Annotated in this window: 15 protein-coding genes and 1 pseudogene; all 16 read left to right on the top strand. The window is 37.2% G+C overall.

Annotation, left to right across the window (positions count from 1 at the left end):
• The first annotated feature begins 59 nt into the window (after positions 1-59).
• The 16 genes and pseudogenes from KP712_RS03085 (at position 60) to KP712_RS03010 (ending at position 24,318) form a co-directional block, all read left to right on the top strand.
• On the top strand, positions 60-2,525 hold the full coding sequence (locus KP712_RS03085) for a glycogen/starch/alpha-glucan phosphorylase (protein ID WP_215770556.1): 2,466 nt from the start codon (positions 60-62) through the stop codon (positions 2,523-2,525).
• Between the two features lie 181 nt (positions 2,526-2,706).
• Positions 2,707-4,479, top strand: a complete 1,773-nt coding sequence (locus tag KP712_RS03080) for a ShlB/FhaC/HecB family hemolysin secretion/activation protein (RefSeq protein ID WP_215770555.1) — start codon at positions 2,707-2,709, stop codon at positions 4,477-4,479.
• 70 nt (positions 4,480-4,549) lie between these two features.
• Positions 4,550-13,912: a hemagglutinin repeat-containing protein gene (locus KP712_RS03075; RefSeq protein ID WP_215770554.1), complete on the top strand. Its 9,363-nt coding sequence runs from the start codon at positions 4,550-4,552 to the stop codon at positions 13,910-13,912.
• 8 nt (positions 13,913-13,920) lie between these two features.
• The gene (locus tag KP712_RS03070) at positions 13,921-14,322 is read left to right on the top strand and encodes a hypothetical protein (protein ID WP_111407449.1); all 402 of its coding nucleotides are present in this window, start codon (positions 13,921-13,923) and stop codon (positions 14,320-14,322) included.
• A gap of 279 nt (positions 14,323-14,601) precedes the next feature.
• Complete coding sequence (locus tag KP712_RS03065) at positions 14,602-16,425, top strand: polymorphic toxin-type HINT domain-containing protein (RefSeq protein ID WP_215770553.1); 1,824 nt, start codon at positions 14,602-14,604, stop codon at positions 16,423-16,425.
• Entirely contained in the window at positions 16,422-16,895 is a 474-nt protein-coding gene (locus tag KP712_RS03060) for a hypothetical protein (protein WP_048953547.1), read from the top strand. The genes KP712_RS03065 and KP712_RS03060 overlap by 4 nt, the downstream gene beginning before the upstream one ends.
• Positions 16,896-17,153: 258 nt before the next feature.
• Positions 17,154-19,259 (top strand): annotated as a pseudogene (locus KP712_RS03055) (hemagglutinin repeat-containing protein); the annotation flags it as partial.
• 8 nt (positions 19,260-19,267) lie between these two features.
• Positions 19,268-19,648, top strand: coding sequence for a hypothetical protein (locus KP712_RS03050; RefSeq protein WP_215770551.1), 381 nt, complete (start codon positions 19,268-19,270; stop codon positions 19,646-19,648).
• A 174-nt stretch (positions 19,649-19,822) separates the two neighbouring features.
• Positions 19,823-20,053 carry a hypothetical protein gene (locus KP712_RS03045; RefSeq protein WP_009500283.1) on the top strand — a complete coding sequence of 77 codons (231 nt, stop codon included), beginning with the start codon at positions 19,823-19,825 and terminating at the stop codon, positions 20,051-20,053.
• A 14-nt stretch (positions 20,054-20,067) separates the two neighbouring features.
• Positions 20,068-20,445, top strand: coding sequence for a hypothetical protein (locus KP712_RS03040; protein ID WP_215770550.1), 378 nt, complete (start codon positions 20,068-20,070; stop codon positions 20,443-20,445).
• A 354-nt stretch (positions 20,446-20,799) separates the two neighbouring features.
• On the top strand, positions 20,800-21,024 hold the full coding sequence (locus KP712_RS03035; RefSeq protein ID WP_193388687.1) for a hypothetical protein: 225 nt from the start codon (positions 20,800-20,802) through the stop codon (positions 21,022-21,024).
• A gap of 1 nt (position 21,025) precedes the next feature.
• Entirely contained in the window at positions 21,026-21,388 is a 363-nt protein-coding gene (locus KP712_RS03030) for a hypothetical protein (RefSeq protein WP_215770549.1), read from the top strand.
• Positions 21,389-21,784: 396 nt separating this feature from the next.
• Positions 21,785-22,153 (top strand): hypothetical protein, encoded by a 369-nt coding sequence (locus KP712_RS03025; protein ID WP_118805286.1) that lies wholly within the window; start codon positions 21,785-21,787, stop codon positions 22,151-22,153.
• A 123-nt stretch (positions 22,154-22,276) separates the two neighbouring features.
• Entirely contained in the window at positions 22,277-22,630 is a 354-nt protein-coding gene (locus KP712_RS03020; protein ID WP_215770548.1) for a hypothetical protein, read from the top strand.
• 247 nt (positions 22,631-22,877) lie between these two features.
• Positions 22,878-23,243 (top strand): hypothetical protein, encoded by a 366-nt coding sequence (locus KP712_RS03015; RefSeq protein WP_252346401.1) that lies wholly within the window; start codon positions 22,878-22,880, stop codon positions 23,241-23,243.
• Between the two features lie 574 nt (positions 23,244-23,817).
• Positions 23,818-24,318 (top strand): helix-turn-helix transcriptional regulator, encoded by a 501-nt coding sequence (locus KP712_RS03010; RefSeq protein WP_215770547.1) that lies wholly within the window; start codon positions 23,818-23,820, stop codon positions 24,316-24,318.
• Positions 24,319-24,577 lie beyond the last annotated feature (259 nt).

Below are 24,577 nucleotides of genomic sequence, written 5' to 3'. Positions count from 1 at the left end.
TAAATCAACATCTCTTTTATTATAGATAATTTTTTAACATTCAAACCGAGGTTTTACTTATGATAATGGATAATTTTGATTCTCCATTCCTATACAATCGCCCACAAATGACTGTTGAGGCAATCAAAAAATCAATTGTTTATAAGCTTATTTTTTTAATTGGTCGCTCTCCGCGTGAAGCGAGCCAACGCGATTGGCTTAACGCAACACTCCACGCTGTGCGTGACTCAGTAACAGAAGGGTGGATTACCACAGCTCGCCAAACTCGAGCAGAAGATGCTCGCCGTGTTTACTACCTTTCAATGGAATTCTTAATTGGACGTACCCTTTCTAATGCCATGATTGCAGAAGGTATTTATGGATTAGCACAAGAAGCCTTATCTGAATTAAATGTGGACTTAGAAGAAGTTTTAGAAAAAGAAGTTGATCCTGGCTTGGGTAATGGCGGTTTAGGTCGTTTAGCTGCTTGCTTTATGGATTCTATTGCGACCCTTGGTTTACCGGGTATGGGTTACGGTATTCGTTATGAATATGGTATGTTCCGTCAAAAAATTGAAAATGGTCAGCAAGTCGAGCGCCCAGATGCATGGCTTGAAAAAGGTGCACCTTGGGAGTTCATTCGTCCATCTAAACGCTTTACCGTAGAATTTGGTGGAAACATTCATTTCGAAGGCAAAAAATGTATTTGGCAAGATACCGAAAAAGTGACCGCACTTGCTTACGACCAAATGATTCCGGGTTATCAAAACAATTCTGCGGCAACATTACGCTTATGGTCTGCTCATGCGGGTGAAGTATTTAATCTTGCAGATTTTAACCGCGGTGAACACTTAGCGGCATTAGAAGAACATTCAGCAAATAAAAACTTATCACGTGTACTTTATCCGGATGATTCTACTTGGAATGGTCGAGAATTGCGTTTACGTCAAGAGTATTTCTTAGTCTCTGCATCACTTCAAGATATTTTACGCCGTCACAAACGCACTCACGATAGCCTTGAAAACTTGGCGGATAAAGTAGCGATCCACCTAAACGATACCCACCCAGCTTTAGCGATTCCTGAGTTAATGCGTATTTTAGTGGATGATGAAGGTTTTGAATGGAAAAAAGCTTGGGAGATGACGCGTAACATTTTCTCTTACACCTGCCATACTTTAATGTCCGAAGCATTAGAAACTTGGCCAGTGGAAATGATGGCAAAAATCTTGCCACGTCATTTACAGATGATTTTTGAAATCAATGATCATTTCTTAGAGTATGTTCGTTCTTACGTCACCACAGATAACGATTTTATTCGTCGTGTTTCACTGATTGAAGAAGGTTATCAACGTAAAGTGCGTATGGGATGGCTATCTGTTGTGGGTTCACACAAAATCAACGGGGTTGCCGAAATTCATTCAGATTTAATGGTGACTTCAACCTTTGCAGATTTTGCTCGTATTTTCCCAGAACGCTTTACCAATGTAACGAACGGTATTACCCCTCGTCGTTGGTTAGCTGTTGCGAATCCACAATTAGCAGATTTATTCGATAAATACATTGGTTCAGAATGGCGTTGTGATTTAAGTCAAATCGAAAAACTTAAACCATTTACGCAAGAAAAAGCATTTAAAGAAGCGATTGCAGATATTAAATTTGCGAACAAAGTGAAATTGGCAGAATATGTGAAATCCGAATTAGGTATTGAACTTGATCCACATGCGTTATTTGATGTTCAAGTCAAACGTATTCACGAATATAAACGTCAAATGTTGAACGTATTGCATATTATTGCTCGCTATAATGAAATGCTTGCTCATCCTGAAAAAGATTGGCAACCGCGCGTATTTATTTTAGCAGGTAAAGCAGCTTCGGCTTATTATGCAGCGAAACAAACAATCCATTTAATTAATGATGTTGCTAATGTCATCAATAATGATGAGCGTTTGAAAGGCCGTTTAAAAGTTGTATTTATTCCAAATTACAGCGTAAGCCTTGCCCAGTTAATTATTCCAGCAGCGGATATTTCAGAGCAAATTTCACTTGCAGGCACAGAGGCTTCTGGCACCAGTAATATGAAGTTTGCCTTAAATGGCGCATTGACACTCGGTACACTTGACGGTGCGAACGTGGAGATCTTGGAAAACGTGGGTGAAGATAACATCTTTATTTTCGGTAACACTGTCGAACAAGTTGAGCAACTTCGTCGAGAAGGGTATCGATCATTTGAATACTATCAAAATGATGCTCAATTACGCACAGTCGTGGATCAAATTATTGAGGGTAAATTCTCACCAGAAGAACCTCAACGTTATCATCAACTATTACAAGGCTTGCAATATCACGATTATTATCAAGCTTTCGCTGATTTCCGTAGTTATGTAGAAACTCAAAAAGCCGTAGATGAAAAATACAAACAACGCGACCAATGGATTGAAAGCACCATTCAAAATATCGTGAATATGGGCTTCTTCTCATCTGACCGTACGATTAAAGAGTACGCAGAGAGAATTTGGAAAGTTGAGCCAGTTCAATTAGGTGATTAATTTTATATTAATAGCCAATAAATAAATTATCTGCATCAAGCTCGAGTTTGATGCAGATTTTTTTATATTTAAACTAATGAAAAATAACAGAAATTACTGATGTAAACTTTATAGTCTTTTTAAATAGATTTTGATATCTTATCAACCATAATTTATTAATAACTTTATCTTTAGGGTAACAATGAAAAAATCCTCACACTTTTTTCTTTCTAGTTTATTATTTATTTCACCTTTTGGTTTTTCAGCGCCAAGCTCACCAAATGCCAATTTAGAAAAACAAATCGATGCCAAACAACAGAGGCAACAAGCGGAACAGGATGCGGCTATTTTAGCCCAGCAAACGCAATCCGCGAATGTGCGCTTGGAGGGTGAAAAAGAAGCCTCTCTAGGCTTTCCGCAGAATGAAGCGCAATGTTTTCCTATCAATCAATTGGTGCTGACCGATTATCAAGCTGAAGAAAATCCATCAGTCTCTTCCCTTAAATTAATCCAACCAAGCCAATTTTCTTGGACATTAAAGTCTGCTTATGCTGGGCGTGATTTTGCGCTGCCTGCTTGTATTGGCTCTGAGGGGATTAATGTATTACTTCGTCGTATTCAAAATCGCTTAATTGATTTGGGTTATGTCACTACACGCGTGGTGGTCGAGCCGCAGGATTTACGTTCAGGCATGCTCGTGTTAACCGTGATTCCAGGTAAAGTAGGCCGTATTCAATTACAAGACCAAAGTGCGATTCCGTTTGCGACCCGTGGTACCTTGTGGTTTGCCATGCCAATGGCGCAAGGGGATATATTAAATATTCGCAATATTGAACAAGGTTTAGAAAACTTAAAACGTGTACCGAGTGCTGATGCGAATATGGAGCTAGTACCAACGGATGCGGTAGGTGAAACCGATGTGGTGATTGCTTATAAGCAAAGCTTACCTTTTCATTTGACTTTGGGCTTAGATAATTCAGGCAGTAAAGCTACGGGGCGTTTACAGGGGGCAGCCACGTTTTCTTGGGATAACGTGCTAACACTTAATGATATGTTCTATATCAGCGGTACGCGCAGCTTTAAACGTGATAGCGATGATGCGGAAGAGGATTATGGCAGTAAAAATGTTAGCCTCTATTATTCTATTCCTTGGAAGAATTACCTCTTAACCCTTTCCGGTTCAAAATATTCTTATCACCAAACGGTGGCGGGTGCATTTGAGTCTTATACCTATTCGGGCGAAAGCCAGCAAATGAAAGCGAATTTAAGCCGTTTATTATCGCGTGGAAGTCTTTATAAAACCTATGTGAATGCCGCGTTATGGACGAAAAAATCGCATAACTACATCAATGACACTGAAATTGAAGTGCAACGTCGTCGTACAGCAGGTTGGGAAGTGGGACTTAATCACACTCAATACATTGGTGAAACCGTATTACAACTGTTTGCGAACTATAAACGTGGTACGGGTGGGAATAAATCCCTACCAGCTCCGGAAGAAGAGTTTGGTGAAGGAACTTCCCGCATGCAGATTTTTACTGCAGGCGTTGATTTTACCTATCCTTTCACTATCGGCAATCAACCTTTCCGCTTTAACACCAGCTGGAATGGACAATGGAACGGCACACCTTTAACACAACAAGATAAATTTAGTATTGGTGGTCGTTATACCGTACGCGGATTTGATGGTGAGCTATCGCTTTCCGGTGAAAAAGGTTGGTTATGGCGAAATGAGCTTGGTTGGGATATTGCGAATAAGGGACACGAGCTTTATTTAGGGATTGACCGAGGTAAAGTGCACTCTAGCCAAGAAGAGCTTCAAATTGGTGATAGCTTAATGGGTGGCGCAATTGGACTTCGTGGCAAACTATGGGGCATCAACTATGATTATTTTGTGGGTGTTCCAATTAAAAAACCGGAAGGATTTAGAACCAGTCATGTGACAACCGGATTTAATGTGAGCTACCGTTTTTAATGCTCACGCTTTTAGATGAATAAATTGATTAAAATCAAACAGAATTTAAAACTTTAAAGGAAATTACAAAATGAATAAACGTCATTATAAAGTGATTTTTAGCCGTGTATTAAATCAGCTAGTGGTGGTCTCTGAGCTGGCAAAATCTCAAGGTAAAGCGCAAAGTGAAAATGTGAGTCCAGAACAAGAAAAAACAGGGCTGTTTTCAACCGCACTCTCACTCAACCCTATTCATTTTAGCTTAATGCTAGCATTAGGCTTTGTGTTCCTTTCACCTTCAGTTCAAGCTGAAGATATGGCTATTCGTGCGGATAAATCAGCACCAGGTAATCAACAGCCGACAGTATTGCAAACAGGTAATGGTATTCCACAAGTTAATATTCAAGCACCAAGTCAGGCTGGAGTATCGCGTAACCAATATTCGCAATTTGATGTGGCGGAGAAAGGGGCTGTATTAAACAATGCTCGTAAAGCAGCACAAACGCAAATGGCAGGCTGGGTGCAAGGTAACCCGAATCTTGCTCGCGGTGAAGCGAAAGTCATTCTTAACGAGGTGAACTCAGCGAATCCAAGCCGTTTAAAAGGTTATGTAGAAGTGGCGGGTAAAAAAGCGGATGTGGTAATTGCCAACCCAAGTGGTATCCAGTGTGATGGCTGTGGTGTGATTAATGCGGGGCGTACAACGCTGACAACAGGTAAAGCAGAAGTAGAAAATGGCGAGTTGAAAGGCTATCGCGTACAGGGAGGTAAGGTCTCTGTAGGTCAAAAGGGGATGGATACCTCTAAAGCCGATTACACCGATATTATTGCAGATAAGGCTGAAATCAAAGGTGGTGTGTGGGTTAATAAAGTTAAGGTTACCACAGGTAAAAACAAAGTTGACCGTACCAATGATTCAGTGGTTTATGTTGGTGATAAAAATACGAATGAAACGGACCGCACTTTAGAGAGCACAAATGACCAAGCTCAAGTTTACAGTGTAGATGTGGGTCAGTTAGGTGGAATGTATGCAGAGAAAATTCATTTAGTGGACAATGGTCAGGGGCTTGGTGTACGTAATGCGGGGCATATTGGTGCTGCTGCAGGTGATGTGAAGATTGATAGCCAAGGAAAAGTTATCAATACTGGCACTATCAGCTCAACGCAACAAGCCGATATTAACGCCAAAAAATCCATTGAAAATACAGGTAAAATTGAAACTAAGCAAGGTAATGTTTCATTACGCTCTCAAGCTAATGTGGCACAACATGGTTCGATTGTTTCGCGTCAGGGTGGGATCTCAGTTCAAGCTAAGGATAATCTCACTCAAACAGGTGAAACTGTAGTGAAGGGTAATGTTGCTTACCAAGCGAAGAATATTGAGGCTAGTAAAGGTGCATTAATTGCCGCAGGTGTAACTGCTCAAGAAACTACACAAGGTGAGACTCGTTCATTAGATAGTCAAAGTGCCCAAGGTGCTAGTATTACACTCTCAGCTGAAAAGTCTATTTCATCTAAAGCTAAGCATCGAGCGAGTGGTCAAATTAATGCTAAAGCAGATACCCTTGATTTATCTGAAAGTCAATCAACAGCTGATAGTATTGCTTTCCAATCTACTTACTCACCTTTAAATTTGAAGCAAGCAACATTATACAGTGAGGGGGATACCACATTAATCAGTCCAAACGCTATTCTAGCGGAGAATACTAACCTAAATGCAGGGCATTTTTCGATAGATACCGCACAACTTAATAATAAGAAGAGTAGCTGGGTTCAGCGTGGTAAAGAGGCCTTTTCATTGAATTTGAAAAAAGGGTTAGATAATACTGAAGGGAAGATTGCTGCTGAAGGTTTGATCTCTATTCAAAGTCCGTTAATCCAAAATAATCAAGGTGTGATTTGGTCAAATCAAGGTGTGAAACTTAACACAAATGCAGGACATATAGAGTCTCAATCTGGTTATTTATTTGGAAAAAATAGTCTTGATATTAGTACCTCAACATTAAATAACCAGAAAGGTGAAATGTTAGGTGGTCAAGTTTTATTGACTGCGCAGCAAGTTAATAATGAAGATGGAAAATTGATTGCCGGAAATCGCGCAGATTTATCAGTTAATCAATTTAATAATCAACATGGTATTGTTTATAGCCAAGGTGAACTATCATTAAAAACAGAAAATTTACACAACCAAGATGGCATTATTTCATCGGTTTCTCGTGCGATATTGCTTGCAAATGATTTAAATAACCTTAAAGGAGTGATTCAGGGAGAGTCTGATTTAACGATTCAAACCCAAAATTTAAATAATACACAAGGTGATATTTCAGCGAAAACAGCAGCGATTTCTTCAGCTGCAATAAATAATGCACAAGGTGTCATTTCATCTCAGGATTTAACATTATCTGGTACAAATTTAAATAACAAAGGTGGCATTGTTCAAAGTGTGAATTCAACATTAAATTTGACCGCACTTGATAACCAAGCTGAAGGTGATAAAGGCTCTTTGGTTAGTGCAACAAATCGTTTAGTGTTAAATGTTACAAATGTAAATAATAAAAATACAAAAGCTAAGCAAGATACTCCTACTCAAGGTATTCAAACAGCTAATTTAGTAATGGATGCAGAGCATATTGAAAACCAATCTGGTGGTATTTATGCAGGAAAATCAGCAAATATTACAGTTAATCAATCTCTTGATAATCAAAAAGGTGAGATTTTATCAACTGGTCGAGTTGATATTGTAAATCCAGATTTGACCTTAGTTGTAAATAATGCACTAGGGACAATTGAATCAGTGATTGGAACGACATTGCAAGCTAAAACATTAGTTGATGAGGGGTCAATTAGTACAAAAGGAGATTTGGGTATTGAGTTAAATGATAGCTTTACCCTAAATAAAGCCTTTGGTGTAGGTAATAATCTTACTTTTAAAACAAAAGGTGATTTTGTTAATAACTCCAACCTTGTGGTAGGTAATTCAGCATCAGTTGAAGGATCTACTATTCAAAATAGTGCTAATGCAGAAATTTCTTCAATAAATACACGTATTCAAACTAATAAGCTAAATAACTTTGGCTTAATTGATGGCGATACCACAGTGATTAAAGCCAATGATGTAAATAACATTGGTACGGCACGTATTTATGGAGGACACCTTGCAATTCAAGCAAACAATTTAAATAACCTTGAGAATGCTGACGGAACAGCGGCGACAATTGCTGCTCGTGAGAGACTTGATTTAGGTGTCGGTAATTTAGTAAACCGTAACCATTCACTTATTATGAGTTTAGGTAATATCTATATTGGTGGACAGTTAAATGAAAATAATCAAGCAACTGGTTACGCAAATAGTATTGATAACGGTAGTGCAACCATTGAAGCTTTAGGAAGTGGTTGGATTAAAACCCATCGTCTGCTAAACCACGATTTACATTTAAGGTTAGGACATAAATATACTAAAAATCATTTTGTTACGTATTCCCCGTTTGATAGCAGTGCGACTTATTATAGTAATGAAGGAGAAAAAGGTGAGGGCTATTTAGATCATGTTAATAATAGTCGTCATAATAGCAATCAATATTTTCGTTTCAATGATGGACGTAAAGCTGTGGCAGCTCAAAATTGGCTGAAACAAGATTACATTCGAACCACAGATACAAATACCATTGAACACCAAGATCCAGGTAAATTGCTTATTGGGCAGTCTTTACATTTGGAAGGGGGGGAGTATACGAATAAACACTCCCGAATTGTGATTGGTGACACCTTATATTTAGCGGATAAAGCGATTAAGGAATCCGTCAGTACAGTAAGCCAAGGATCACTAAAACTTGATAATATTGATGTTGATGGTGAAATTCATCGTCGAGATATCGGTTTGAAAACAGATATTAAAAAAGAACATCGTTATCATGGTGTGAGAGGTAAAAAAGTTTGGGCTGTGTATGGACGAAATAAACAAAAAATCGACCGCCTATTACCTGTCGAACCGTTTAAATTTGGGCTGGAACTTTTAAAAATAGGTGAGCCGGTGGAGTCTACTGGCACAACTGTTGGGGATAAATCAGATTTCCAAGGCATTTCATTAGCGGAGAAAACACCTTTAAATACAGATTTAAATGTTCACCGCGTTAACCTGGAAGCAATCACGTCTGGAGTGATGAAAAATAAAGATAACCTTGATATCAAAACGCATTTACCAGATATTTCATTGCCACAGGCAAGCCTTTACAAAATTAACCCAGTGCTATCTAGTCAATACCTAGTGGAAACTGATCCACGTTTTATTCAGAAATCTAAATGGCTAAGTTCTGATTATATGTTTAAACAGATTCATAGCGATCCGAAAAATATTCTGAAGCGTTTGGGTGACGGTTTTTATGAACAGCGTTTAGTAAATGAGCAAATCAATCAACTCACGGGCAGACGTTTCCTTCAAGGTTACTTATCTGATTATGAACAGTATAAAGCCTTGATGGATAATGGTGCGCAATATGCGAAGAAACTTAATTTGATCCCTGGCGTGGCATTAACGGCTGAGCAGATGAAACAACTCACCTCAGATATGGTATGGATGGTAAAACGTGAAGTAACGTTAAAAGATGGTTCGAAAAAAGAAGTACTTGCACCACAGGTTTATGTAGTGAGCCGTAATGCAGATATTGATAGTCGAGGCGCAGTGATTTCAGCCAACGATGTAATTGTCAATATTCAAGGCGACATTCAAAACAGTGGAGTTATTTCGGGGCGTAATTTGACCCATTTGGCGGCAAATAATATAGAAAACCTAGGCGGAAAATTGCAAGGGCGTGAGCTTTACTTAAAAGCGAAAGAAACTCTTAATAATCTCGGTGGAGAACTCAATGCAGAAGAGCGTTTAGTGGCTCAAGCTAAAAACATTAATATAGAAAGCCGCACGAGTGAAACCGAGGATACTGGCAATTTTTACCGCAAATCCCTTGTTCAGCAAGCCTCAATTAATGTGGGTAGAAAAGATGCAGCTGATAAGGGGCAAAAAGGCACTGCTCTTTTAATGGCAACGGAAAATATCACAGTAAAAGGCGCTAACTTTAATATTAAAGGTGATGCGGCATTGCAAGCGGGTGATAAATTAAATCTTGACACGATTGAAACCCAAAACAAAGAACATTATGTCTCTAACGCTGATAATTATTACAAGCTTGATCAAAAACAAGAAGTTGGCAGTCAGTTAAATGTCACTGGAAATCTTGATGCTGTGGGTAAAAGTGCGGTTGAAATGCGAGGCGTTTCTGTAACCAGTAATGGCACCATGAATGTACTTTCTGACGGTAATATCAATGTTCAAGAAGCGCGTTATAAAGAGCAGTTATCGAGTGCCTCAAAAGGTAAATCTAGAGGTTTAACAAGCTCAACGACAGAAGTTTATAGACATAAACATAATTATGATACAGCAGAAGCCTCAAATTTAGATGCAGATAAAATTAATCTTCATTCAAATAATGGTAATGTCACTATTCAGGGCTCAAATGTGGCAGCTGGTAATGGTTTGACGGTGAAGGCCAAAAATATTGATATTCGTGAGGCTGAGAACCGAGTCTACTCTGATGATTATTACAGCAAGAAAAAATCAGGCATGTTGGGAGGTGGTATTGGAGTAACCTTTGGTTCTCAAAAACAAACCACAGAAAGTGATCAGACTAAGCTTTATGCACAAGGTAGCCAAGTAGGTAGCTTGAACGGTAATACTACGATGATTGCAGAAAACACTTATACTCAGACCGCTAGTAAGGTGAGTGCAATCAAAGACGGCGATGTGAATATTCTGGCGAAAAAAGTCGATATTAAAGCTGCAGATGACAAATATGAAACCAATACCAAACAAAAATTTGAGCAAAAAGGTTTAACGATTGCTATTACCTCTCCTGTTATTTCTGCTGTTCAAGCAGTACAAGGCGTGGTGCAATCAACTCGACAAGTAGGTGAGAGTAAGCATGATCGTGTAAATGCTATGGCAGCAGCTAATGCTGGTTTTGATGCTTATCGTGCAGCTGATAGCGTAATGAAAGCTAGCGACTCTATTCAAAAAGCAATGAGTAATAGCGATGTGGATTCCGTAGTAGGGGCACAAATCACTTACGGCCAACAAAAGAGCGAATCACGTACGCATACTGAAGGAAAAACCGCAGCCAAATCTCAAGTTAATGCAGGCGGCAAGGTGAATATTGTGGCAACGGGTGCAGGAAAGAATTCTGACATTAATATTAAAGGTTCGGATATCTCAGGCAAACAAGGCACAACATTGATTGCAGATAACCAAGTCAATATTAAAGCCACAGAACAAAACCACCAAGAACGTAGCACGAATAAATCGCGTGGTTTTAATGCAGGGGTAGCCATTAAAGTGAGTAATAGTGAGGCTGCTGGGGTTACTTTAGGCGGTAATTACGGAAAAGGTTACGGCAATGGTGATGAAACTACTTATGTTGCTAGCCATGTAGGTGATAGTCAAAGTAAAACTGTGATTCATGCAGGTGGTGATGCCAATATTATTGGTAGCCAAGTAAAAGGCAAACGAGTAGAACTTAATGCTGAAAACTTGAATATAGAAAGTTTGCAAGATAAATCTCGCTACTATGGTAAACAAATGAATGCAAGTGGTAGTGTGACAGTGGGGTATGGCGCATCCGTTGGAGGCAGTTTCAATAAATCGAAAATCAATGCCGACCACGCCAGCATCAATGAACAAGCAGGAATTTATGCCGGAGATGAAGGTTATGATATTAATGTTAATAAGCATACCGATCTTAAAGGTGCATTGATTACCTCTACACAAAAAGCAGAAGCAGATGGTAAAAACCATTTTAGTATCGGCAGCCTTACTCATTCAGATATTGAGAATCACTCAAACCATAGTGGCAGCAGTTTTGGTGTAAGTGGCAGTGTGTCAGCTAACTTTGAAACACCATTTGGCGAAAATGGTGCAGCTCAAAGTACAAAACAAGCTACGGATAAAGATGGTAATCTGCTTTATACCGATAAAAATGGCAACACAACTGTTAATTCTAAAGGAGTAGATGGACAAGAGAACACCAAGAAATTGGCTGAAGGCAAGGAGTCTCTCCAATTTTCTTATGGCATGGGCTATGGTAAAGATTCTGATAGTCAATCTAGCACAACAAAAAGTGGTATTAATACACAAAATATCATTATTAAAGATGAAGCAGAGCAGTTAAAACGTACAGGTAAAACGGTACAAGAAGAGATTGCGGTGATAAAAACCGATATCACTACAGAGAGTGCACCAAGTCAAAGTGGTAAATTAGAGAATCGTTTTAATAAAGATGATGTTCAAAAAGAACTTGATTTCCAACGTGAGGTAACAGAGAAATTTGGACAGAATGTCGTGGAAGCAGGAAGTTTGCTTGCTAATAAATTTGGCGAAGAAGCGAAAGCGAAGCGTCATGAAGCCGCAATTGCGTTAGAAGAAGCAGAAAAAGCCAAGGCAGAAAACAACAACGAAACTAACCGCGCTTTAGTCAAACAAGCACGAGATAATTTTGAGACAGCGAGTCGCAAAGCTAAAGAATGGGAAACAGGTGGAAGTCAACGCCTTGTCATTGATTCAGCATTAAATGTTATCAGCACCGCTTTAGCCGGCAGACCGGCAGCGGAAGTGGTGGCTTCAGGATTATCACCTGCAGTGAATAATCAAATTAAGAAAGCGACAACAGATGCAAAAGGCAATGTGAATACCGCGCTCAATTTGACTGCTCATGCACTTTGGGGAGCGGTAGAGGCTTATGCGGGCAATCGTAATGTTGCTGCGGGTGCGGCAGGTGCAGCGGGCGGAGAGGCGGCGGCTCATTTCCTTGCCTCGACACTTTATGATAAATCACCTGAAAAGCTCAGTGAAGAAGAAAAACGTACTGTATCGTCTTTAAGCCAAGTAGCAGCAGGTATTGTTGGTGGTACTTTATCAGATAGTTCTGATGGGGCAATTATTGCAGCTAAAACAGCGAAAGATTCAGTGGAGAATAACAGCATGGCTGATGACGTTCATCCTAGTGATGAGCGTAAGCAAAACATTGAAATGTATGCCAAGGTTTTATTCAATGGAGATGAAGATAAAGCTAAAGAATATCAAGAAGGCCTAGAGATTGCAGAAGCTCAAGGGCAACTTGATAGTGTTAAGGAAACAGCAGATGCGGTTGTCAATTTAGATGATACTGTTGTGTCTTTATGGGAAGCAATCTCAAATCCAAAGAAAACCTATAATAATGTTGTGGTCTCGTTGAAAGATTGGGATGAGGCTTATGCGATTGCCCTTCAAGAGAATCCCAAACTCGCGGGAGAAATGCAAGGTTACCGCCAAGGTAAAATGAAAGGTGTTTCAACTGGAGGCGTGGTTCTGAGTGGTGCGGGATTGGGGATAGCTAAGTCTATTGCCAAATTAAAAAATGGCACGATTGATGTAGCCCATTCCAGTGTTAATGTTGCGAAAATTAAACCCAAAACTTGTTCTTTCCGTGGTGACATGGAAGTGAAAACGGAGCAAGGTTACAAGCCGATAGCGTCTATTAAGGTCAGAGATAAGGTTTATGCGAAAAATGAACTGACAGGACAAATGACCTATCAGCGTGTACAAGCGCACTACAACAATCCGTATGATTTTACGGTATATGTAGAAGTGATTGATGAACAAGGCAAACAGCAAACCCTTGTTTCAAACAAAATTCATCCATTCTTTACCCAGGTAAATCAAGGTGAGCTAGTACCGAGTTCTGAGGGGCATCACTACAACGGAGAAATCCAAAACGCTCAGTGGGTAGATGCACAAAATCTGAAAGCCGGCTATAAGTTATTATCAGAAAATAATCACTGGCAAACGGTGAAAGGTGTCACTATCAAGGCTGAGAAGTTAAGTGCGTATAACCTGACAGTTGAGACTGACCATACTTACTTCATTAAAGGAGCGAATTCTGACCTTGATGGCGTTTGGGTGCATAATGATTGTTGGCATGCTTTACCTGATGGAGCTAAACGAGTAAAAGATATTGATGGATATAAGACATATCAATTTAAAGATCACAGTGGAAATGATGTTATAGTTATTCAAAAATCTAAAAATAGATTTGAGACTTTAGATCATTTTGGAGTAGAAGTCACATTGCCGAAACAGCATAGTTGGGAAGCAGCAAGAAATTTAGCTTTAACTAAAGTTGGAGATCTTGGGATAGATTCTAAGCCATTCATAGGAACTTTAGCTGTTAGTGATGGATATGGAAAAGTTGTAGGTAGAATATCATCTGATGGGAAGAAAGGGTGGCGATTAGATTATGATCCAAAGAAAGGAATGCATATTAATGTTTTTGACTACACTAAAGGAAAAAGTGATAAGGCTATTAAGGAGGTAATCCCATTTAATGGAAATAAAGATGATTTTAATCGATATCTTAAACAATTAAATAAATAAGGATTCATATGACATTATTTGATGAATGTAAAGAGGCTTTGTCGGAGAATTTCCACCTTCTGTCTGAAGATGAAAAGGAGCAAGTTCTAAAAGAGTTTTATACATATCCATTTGAATATGGAAGTATAGATAAAGATAGTAAGAAAATAAAAATATTGAATCTTGATAGGTTAATTGAATTAATTGAAAAGAAAATAATTAACCAAAATGTTTATGTTTTAGCAGATATAAACGATGTTCCAGTATTTAAAACTAATTTGCTATTAGCGCTAGATAAATTAGATGATATTTCTGCTTTATCAACAAGAGTTTTTATTCTTGGTATTGGGTATTTAGCTCAGGTTGTTTCTAGAGATCCACCTTTAGACATTGTAATTCCAATAAATGGAGATATAAGTAAATTTTTGTAAAACGTTTTAGACGGTTTGATAGAGCTAAAGTGCGGTCAATCTTCAAAGAGTTTTAAAACCTCTTAAAAATTGACCGTACTTTTGTATTTTCAAAGATGCTTATGTTAAGCAAACCTTATAATTTTACATTTAACTTATCGTAAGCTCGTTCTACTTTTTCTAATGCAGCCAATCTAGCACAACAAAGAATGGGAAACGGGTGGAAGTCAACGTCTTATCATTGATTCAGCATTAAATGTTATCAGCACCGCTTTAGCCGGCAGACCGGCAGCGGAAGTGGTGGCTTCAGGATTATCACCTGCGGTGAATAATCAAATTAAGAAAGCGACAACAGATGCAAAAGGCAATGTGAATACCGCGCTCAATTTGACAGCTCATGCACTTTGGGGCGCGGTAGAGGCTTATGCGGGCAACCGTAATGTTGCTGCGGGCGCGGCAGGTGCAGCAGGTGGTGAGGTTGCGGCTCATTTCCTAGCCTCGACACTTTATGATAAATCACCTGAAAAGCTCAGCGAAGAAGAAAAACGTACTGTATCGTCTTTAAGTCAAGTAGCAGCGGGTATTGCTGGTGGTACTTTATCGGATAGCTCTGATGGGGCGATTATTGCGGCTAAGACGGCGAAAGATTCAGTGGAGAATAACAGCATGGCTGATGACGTTCATCCTAGTGATGAGCGTAAGCAAAATATTAAAATGTATGCCAAGGTTTTATTCAATGGAGATGAGGATAAAGCTAAAGAATATCAAGAAGGTCTAGAGCTTGCAGAAGCTCAGGGTCAAATTGATAGCGTTAAAGAAACAGCGGATGCGGTTGTTAATTTAGATGATACCGTTGTCTCTTTATGGGAAGCTATCTCAAACCCAGAGAAAACCTATAATAATGTTGTGGTCTCGTTGAAAGATTGGGATGAGGCTTATGCGCTTGCCCTTCAAGAAAATCCAAAACTCGCGGGAGAAATGCAAGGTTACCGCCAAGGCAAAATGAAAGGTGTTTCAACTGGAGGCGTGGTTCTAAGTGGTGCGGGATTGGGGATAGCTAAGTCTATTGCCAAATTAAAAAATGGCACGATTGATGTAGCCCATTCCAGTGTTAATGTCGCGAAAATTAAACCCAAAACTTGTTCTTTCCGTGGTGACATGGAAGTGAAAACAGAGCAAGGTTATAAGCCGATAGCGTCTATTAAAATTGGTGATAAGGTTTATGCGAAAAATGAACTGACAGGACAAATGACCTATCAGCGTGTACAAGCGCACTACAACAATCCGTATGATTTTACGGTATATGTAGAAGTGATTGATGAACAAGGCAAACATCAAACCATTGTTTCAAATAAAATTCATCCATTCTTTACCCGGGTAAATCAAGATGAGCTAGTACCGAGTTCTGAGGGGCATCACTACAACGGAGAAATTCAAAACGCCCAATGGGTAGATGCACAAAATCTGAAAGCCGGCTATAAGTTATTGTCAGAAAATAATCACTGGCAAACGGTGAAGGGTGTTAGCATCAAGGCTGAGAAGTTAAGTGCATATAACCTGACAGTTGAGACTGACCATACTTACTTCATTAAAGGAGCGAATTCTGACCTTGATGGCGTTTGGGTGCATAATAACTGTTGGAATAGCTTACCGGCAGATGCAGTCCGTACTGTTAAAACTACTCCAAATGGAAGACCTTTATATACCTTTAAAGATAATACAGGTAAGCAGGTAACAGCTTATAAAGGTAAAGATGGACGTTATTATGATCCTAAAGTTTATTCCCCTGAAAAAGTTGATGCTGTAAATGCTAAAGCGGTTGATAACAATGCAATGTTAGGAGCCAATGGTACAAAAATATTTAGTTCAACAGTTTGGAAAGAAAATGGTTCAAAAGCAAGAATTGATATTGAAAATCCTTCTCCAGGTAAAAGACCTGGCCAGATTCATTATCAGGATCAAAATAATATAAAATATTACTATAATCCTAAGGATGATAAATTCTATGTTGGAAAAATATCTGATGGTAAGGTTGCTCCTAAGAATATACAAGAATTATTAAGTAACCCAGACTTTAGAAGGGGTATAGATAAAGGTTTAAATTATTTAGGAGAGAAAAAATGATTTATATGAATTCAAAGATGATAGACTCTTTTAATGAGGTTTATAGTCATAAGAGTCTATCTACAGAATTGTCTTGTATATTAGATAGTGGATTTGTTGAGATAAATAAATGTGTTTTTTTTAGTTTTTTATGGAGTGATGAGTATAGTGATGATATAACCATTGATAATATTAAAGAACAATTTTTAGATTTCTCTGGGTACGAGTTTTCTATTAATAAAATATATATTGAAGATTATGTATCTAAGAATACTAAAGAGGAATCATTTTGTTTTATTAATGCTTTTAAAGTTAAATGGAATAAAGTTTTTCCAGGTAAACCTTGTGTTTTGTTTTTGTATTTTAAAAGTAACGAGTATGGTTTTAGTTCTGTATTTAGTTTTCATGTTAAAAGAATTGATGAGTATGTTTTAGATATTTCTAGTATTGAGGACTTTGAGGATGAAATATATGTAGAAATATTAAATTGAATTTTAATGGCTAGATATTTCAGAAATATATCCCAGAAAATTGAGTTTTCTGAGGTTAAGCTTTTAGATATCTGAAATGCATATAACTTAAAGTATCTAATACAAAGTGCGGTCAATGTTCAAAGAGTTTTAAAACCTCTCAAAAACTGACCGCACTTTTTGTGTTTTAAATATAGGCTTTGTAGTATTTTTAAGCAAAATTTGATGCAACATTATAAGTTTTATTAATAGCTTAAAAAGAGCAAATCACGTACTCATACTGAAGGAAAAACCGTGATTAATGCAGATGGTGATGTTACTCTTGCAGGCAGTCAAGTGAAGGGTAAACGTGTTGAATTGGATGCGGAAAACCTCAACATCGAAAGCTTGCAAGACACTGCCACATACAAAGGCAAACAAATGAATGCGAGTGGGAGTGTGACAGTGGGTTATGGCGCATCCGTTGGAGGTAGTTTCAATAAATCAAAAATCAATGCTGATCATGCAAGCGTGAATGAACAGGCAGGAATCTATGCCGGAGATGAAGGCTATGATATTAATGTTAATAAGCATACCGATCTTAAAGGTGCATTGATTACCTCTACACAAAAGGCAGAAGAGGATGGCAAAAACCATTTTAGTACTGGCAGCATTACCCATTCAGATATTGATAATCACTCAAACCATAGTGGCAGCAGTTTTGGTGTAAGTGGTAGTGTATCGGCTAATTTTGAAACACCATTTGGTAAAGATGGTCAAGCACAAAGTGGCGTTCAGGCTAAAAATGCGGAAGGTCAGCCTTTGTATAGAGATGAGAACGGTAAAGAAACGACAGTAAAAACGGATAATCCAATTTTGGCAGCTGGATGGGATTCTGTAGAAACAACACATAGCGTTGGATTTGGTTATGACAAGGATAGCCAATCAAGCACAACAAAAAGTGGTATTAATACTAAGAATATTGAAATTCGTGATACAAGTACACAAGAGTCTCTAACGGGGAAAACGGTCAATGAAACTATTTCCGCTATAAAAACAGATATCACTCTCGATAGTGCTCAAAGTCAAAGTGGTAAATTAGAGAATCATTTTAATGGAGATGAGGTTCAAAGAGAAATTGATTTACAAAGAAATGTGACTCAAAAATTTGACCAAACTCGCCAAGATATTAAGAAAGAACTGTATAATATCGCAGATAAGAAACGAGCTGAAGCTGTTGAAATCCGTAAAAATACTCGCGGAGAAGATGGTAAAACAGGCTATAACACTGATGAATCTCTAGCATTAGATAATAGTGCAAATAAACTTGAGAAAGTTGCTTTTTATGTAGATTTGGCACTTGGAGGTTTACAAGGTTGGGGTAACACTGATGCAATAAAATATGTAGGAACAGCTGTTGCTTCAGACCCTGTTGTCAGAGCCGCTACCGCACCTGAACAAATTTGGTTAACAACTTGTAAACAAGATTCACTGTATTGCTCTAATTTCAATAGGGATGGCTCAAAACGTCCGACAGAAAATGGTAGAGCAGAAATAGGAAATAAACGTCAAATTTTTGATATTACCGAATTGAAGCCAAGTGATTCAAATAATGTTATTACCATTTCTAATAACGGTATTATGAATCCTTTAGATGACGCATTAAAAAATGCGATAAAACAGAACAAATGGGAAACTAATAAAGAAGGTGTTGCAGTGGTTTATAACCGACCTACAAGTAACCTGATTTCGGAATTGCTTTATGCTGCCTACGATAAAACCAATGATTTATTGGGAGGCAGATTACCGTTAACGACAGCAGAAAAAGCGAATGTGAAACTTTACCAATATGCTAAAGACAACAAGTATCAAATTGATCTTAGTAATCACAGCCGAGGCGGTCTAACGGCAAGTGTGGCGTTACAATATGCTAATAGAAACGGTTTAACCAATATTCCGATTCGAGAATCTCGTTTTTATGGTACGGCAACGCATGTACAGGATTACGCCAATCAACTTGCACATGTTAACGGAAGCTATCGCTATTTAGATAAAAATAACCAAGAGAAAACAAGTAACGGCACAGTAAAATCTGCAGTGCATTACACCGACTTTGTGGGAAGAACACCATTAATAGCCTTGCGTAGTAAATATATTGTAGGCGGTAATGAACCGACAGGCGGAGTGGAAAATACTTGGTTTACTTACTCGCATAGTAGTTATTTTGCGGAAGTGCCTAGTGAATATCTCATTAATGAAAAAGGAGATTATATTAATGAAAAAGGGGATGTAGTTTTGGATGCTAATAAAGTTAAAAATCCATATTACAAAGAATTTAATGAGAAGTGGGTTCCTATACCAGATAACCAAAATCCATCGTTACCTCAAATAATAAAAGCCAAATAGGATTTGATATGAAAGATAGATTTTATTATTTACTAATTTTGTTACTTACAACATCTTGTTGTACTAATGATACCTCCTGTATTGCAGTCAGATTCTGGGATGGTTATTATTCTAGTCTTAATGCTTCTAACGAATTTAACAAGAAGGAAAAAGAATTTTATGAAAACGAACCTCAAGAAGCAAAGTTATTGAGAGCTAAAAATGAACAATACTGCAACAATCTAACTCAATCATTGTTTTATGAGAAAAAACATAAATATGGTGATACTTATAGAGTTAATATGAGTGATATTTTTGTTCATTGTATGAGAGTAAATGGAACACCTTTATATAAAGACATACCTAAGGAGTATGAATGGCTTACTGATGAGGATGTAAGAATAAAATAACAAAGTGAGAAAAGTGGATTCATGTATTAATTTTTTTATTTTTGCATGAATATTTGATTCACATACCACATAGACTATTAAAAATAAAGGAGAGATATCTTTCTAAAGATAATGGAAACCTATAAAAGATAATCCCAATCTGTCTTTACCAATTAAAGCTAAATAGATAATAAAATGAATAAAAATATATTAATACCTTTATTTACATTACTGACTTCTTGTATTTCGGATGTTAATGATCCCATAGTTAGGTTTTGGAATGATGGTATTCGTCCTTCCGAATCTAAGATGAGTGAAATTAAAAAATGTCTTGATAAGGCTTATGAAATATATCCTAACGAAAGAGAAGGATACTATGATCGTATGGAATATGTAGATAGTTGCATGAAAGAAAAAAGGTATTAATAATAATTTCTTTTATGAAAAAATTTACACTCACTATCATAAATATTCTTACTTTATCTAGTTGTGGTATAGATCGAGATGATTATAACAATGCCACACAGCAAACGGATAACTACATGAAATGCATAAAATATTTTATTTTTATTTTACCTTTAATATTTTATTTATCTGGCTGTGGAGTGTTATTTGATGACCCCATTGAAAGATTTTGGAATAACGGAGTAGTGCCATCTCAAAATGAAATGGAGGCATATAGTCTATGTATACGTAAATCTGAAGAAATGTATCCTCAATCAATAGATCCTGATGGCTCGAAAAGAGTTCCATATACAAGAGCCTGCATGGAACAAGAACGAAAAGGGATTTTGGGATTAGATAGCAAAATCGAGTGAGAGGAAAAAACACTTATGTTTTTGTTTGCGAATAGTGGGCAAAACATAAACGTTAAGTGTCGTCAAAGTGCGGTAAGATTCTGCAGTGTTTTATTAAACGCGTAAAAATTGGACCGCACTTTTTATTATCCCCTATGATTACGCGCACCGGCGCGGTGCTGGCCTTACAGGGTTATCAGGCAATTAGTGACCTTAGCACCGGCACGATAAGCTCGAGTTGAGGTTGGCACCGGTATTAAACATGCTCACACAGACTATCACGAGCAAGACATTCGTGGAGGTAACATAATTAACGGCGCGAAAGGCATAGAAATCACAGCTCGGGAAGGCTATATTGATTTAAGCCAGTAGGTAGTGCCGATTTTATTGGGAGGAAACCCCGCAACGACATCTGAAAATAATCTCAATAAAGGTTGGATTGCACGTATTAGCGATATATTTGGTGACAATTCATCAGTACATAATTGCCATGGACTAGGACAACGACAATGTATTACTGATGGATATCGAACTGAGGGAGATCTTAAAATGGGTAATGAAAGAACGATTTTTGAATTAAATAAAGCGAAGGAGAAATAAAATGAAAATAAGATTTTTATTCTTAATACCCTCAATCTTATTGCTTACAAGCTGTAGTGGATGGTTTCAACCACTTCCACCACATGATCATTGGCGCTTACATAATGCAGATGCATTATTCCCTGAATCAGATCCTAATGTTTTAACTAAATATGTTGATAGAAAAGAAAAAGATATGAAGGATTGCGGTATGGATTTTGTTACCGGTGAAAGTGATAATCCAGAGGTCAATCTTTGTTTAGAGAAAAAAGGTTGGTATTTAGAAGGTGGACCAATCTGTGAAGAAAAAACAATGTGGAATAGACCTGCATGTATTCAATGGCGAAAAAAACACAGCAAGCCTGATGCTAAGCCTTGGCAGTAATTAACAAAGGTGCTTAAAAGTGCGGTCAATATTCAGTGAATTTTAAAATCCCTTGAATATTGACCGCGCTTTTCTAAAGGCAAGATCTGCCGCTAGATAACGCGCGTCTCCTGCGCGTGCTTGAATCTAACTAAAATAGACAAACTGAATAAAGTTGTTAATGAAAAACCAATACTGGCCGGCTGAATGTGGCTATCAAGATCCTAAGTAGGATAAGGGAAAGTGTAACTTATAATGCATTGAATTTATTATTTAAATAGAGTGCGGTCAAAAAATTGGAAGTTTTTAAATTTTAAAAACAATCTGAAAAATGACCGTGATCCGCACCATTTGCTGTATCTGATCTAATTAGTTCGGATATGATGGAAGTACTTTTTAAATTAGGAGGTAATTAATATGAAAATAATCTTATTAATTATTTCAGTGTTTTTGATAAGTGGTTGTTTATATTCTTTTGAGGGTGAATGTTTTAGACCAATCATTCAGGTTGTCTCAAGTAATTGCTATAAAAAAGGAGAAGTGTTCTCATCAATAGCTCATTATCAAAAGCCTTATAGTATAGGTAAAACTGATCAGCAACAGCGTTGGAAAGATGCTGTTAGCTGTGGTAGTAAATATGGAGATCAAGAACTTTACTACATTAATAAAACTGGTAAATACGAAGAATTTCAATCTTGTATGGAAAGGAAAGGATATAAAAGATTTTGGCCCGCAGAATGCGGTTATAAAAATTCCAAATGGGATAAGGGGATATGTAATGAATAGCCTACTAAGTAACAATTGCTATTGTAATTCCGGTATCCGCACCATTTGCTTTATTTGATGTAATGTTATCAGATATGTTTGAACTTTTTATGAAAATAGGAGGTAAATAAAATGAAATATTTTATGTTACTTATCTATTTGTTTTCCTTAAATAGCTGTTTGTTTTACTGGAAAGATGGATGTTTTCATTCTCCACAATTAGTGACTTGTGATGAACCTAGAATAGCATTTAGCTCGATTGCATATTATCAAAAAAAGCTTTCTGTCGGTAATACTGATATAGAACAACGTTGGAAAGATGCCTTTTCTTGTGGTTCTAAATATAGAGATAAACATTTATCTAGCATTATATATCCCGTGGATCATAGTTTGATTTTTGATAAGTATATGATTCAAAAGGGATATGTTATTTTTAGCTCAAATGAATGTGGATTAAAAAGTCCGAAAAGAATGAATAAAGGCTTATGTAATGAATGAAATATGTCAAGGAATGGGAAACTGGGGGACGCCAACACCCTTAGATAGCGCGCGTCTCCTGATGCGTGCTTGAATCTAACTAAAATAGACAGACTGAATGAAGTTGTTAATAAAAATAGTGAAAACCTGAATCAAACAAAACGGATGTTTTTGGCACGCGTTAGGAAACGCGCACTATCTGGGGCTTTATCCGATGTAATGTCATCAGATATGTTTGAACTTTTAATGAAAATAGGAGGTAAATAAAATGAGATACACCTTATTTTTTCTTTGTTTTATATTAAACGGATGTTGGTATTCAAACGGATGTTTTTATACTCCACAAATGGTTAATTGTGTTGATAAGGGGAAAGAATATCCATTAATTGCAGGGTATCAAAAAAAAGAACTACTAGGACATACAAACTCAAAACAACGATGGAAAGATCTTGTTTCTTGTGGAGGAAAGTATGGTGATATAAATCTACACTACTATCCGCAAAACTATCAAATAAATGACAAAAGATATAAAAATCTTGATGAATGTATGAATACTAAGGGGTATATATATCTTTCTCCCGCTGAATGTGGCTATCAAGATCCTAAGTGGAATAAGGGAAAATGTAACTTATAAAGCATTGAATTTATTATTTAAATAGAGTGCGGTCAAAAATTTGGGAGTTTTTAAATTTTAAAAACAATCTGAAAAATGACCGCGCTTTTTTTAGAGAAAGAAAATTAATTCGTCATCAAGGTAGCGTACGTTAATCGTTAGTTCAACGCACCTTGCGCTAGTTATGGAGATGGAAATAATGAAAATTTTATATTCTTTATGACTATTTTTATTCAATCATTGCTCCAATGATAGCGCCAGCGTTCACGCTGGGCTGTTTAATAAAAACATTGTGAATTTTACCCATAAACGTTGGGAGAACCAATGTTCAAAATCCTTTGGATTTTGTGACCGCACTTTTAGTTGATAGGCACAAGCGAGGACGCTTGCGCCATCGTGTGGGTGAGTAAGCCGAAAAGCTAGAAAAATAAGCCTAAAAATAAAAATTATAGGAATGCAAGTAAATAATTATTACTTATAAATCAATTATTTAACAAATTGCTATATGCTTAAAACAATAGATTCACTTCCTGTATATTGATTTCCCCCATTAGGGAGAGTATTATTCACTTAAGAGTAGGAGGGGGAAAGAAATATGGGGACTAAGAAAATAACAAAATTTACGACAATTCTACTACTTATACTTAAAGAATGTCGATTAGAAAGGAATATACATCAAGCTGTAATTGCTGATGGAATGGGAAAATCAGCTAATGCATTTACGAAAATAGAAACAGGAAGTACAGCATTACAAATGGATACTTTCTTATCTTATTGCAAGACTTTGAATGTAAGCCCTTCTACTGTAATGGCTACAGCTGAAAGATATGTAGTTTTATTTTCTAGTTTAGGTTGGTATATTTCAGGAAGTTCTGAAGCTGTTACTGAGGACGGAGATGCTTTATTGATACATTCTCAACAATACTATATTTCTGATTTATTTAAAAATCGTTCTATGCAAGACCTATGGGTTCTTAATAGTCCAATTTATCAACATGATCAATGGGGGAAAACTATTGTTAATGGAGCAAAAGTATTTTTATCTGCCCTTTATCCAGAACAATATCCTTTAAAACAACCTTTACTCATAGCTTAATAAAAAAGGTATTAGAAGTAACTAATACCTTTTGGGAGTCTGAATTAAGGTTTAAAGAGTGTCTTAATTCATAAATGCTTTTAATTAATTCAAGCATTTGTTGTTTCCTGGCCGAAACATACATAGTTTAAATCAATTATTGCATATAGACAATCTCACTCTCTTAATATAGGAGAATATGCGATGATTTCTTGTAATTGCATAAAACCCATTCATGTACGACCTTACCGAAGATTTCGTTTAGGTAAGTGGGAGCTAG

Source organism: Haemophilus sp. SZY H68, assembly GCF_018829685.1.
Taxonomy (GTDB): domain Bacteria; phylum Pseudomonadota; class Gammaproteobacteria; order Enterobacterales; family Pasteurellaceae; genus Haemophilus; species Haemophilus haemolyticus_K.
Note: the sequence above shows the minus strand (reverse complement) of the source record. Positions and strands in the feature narration are given on the sequence as shown.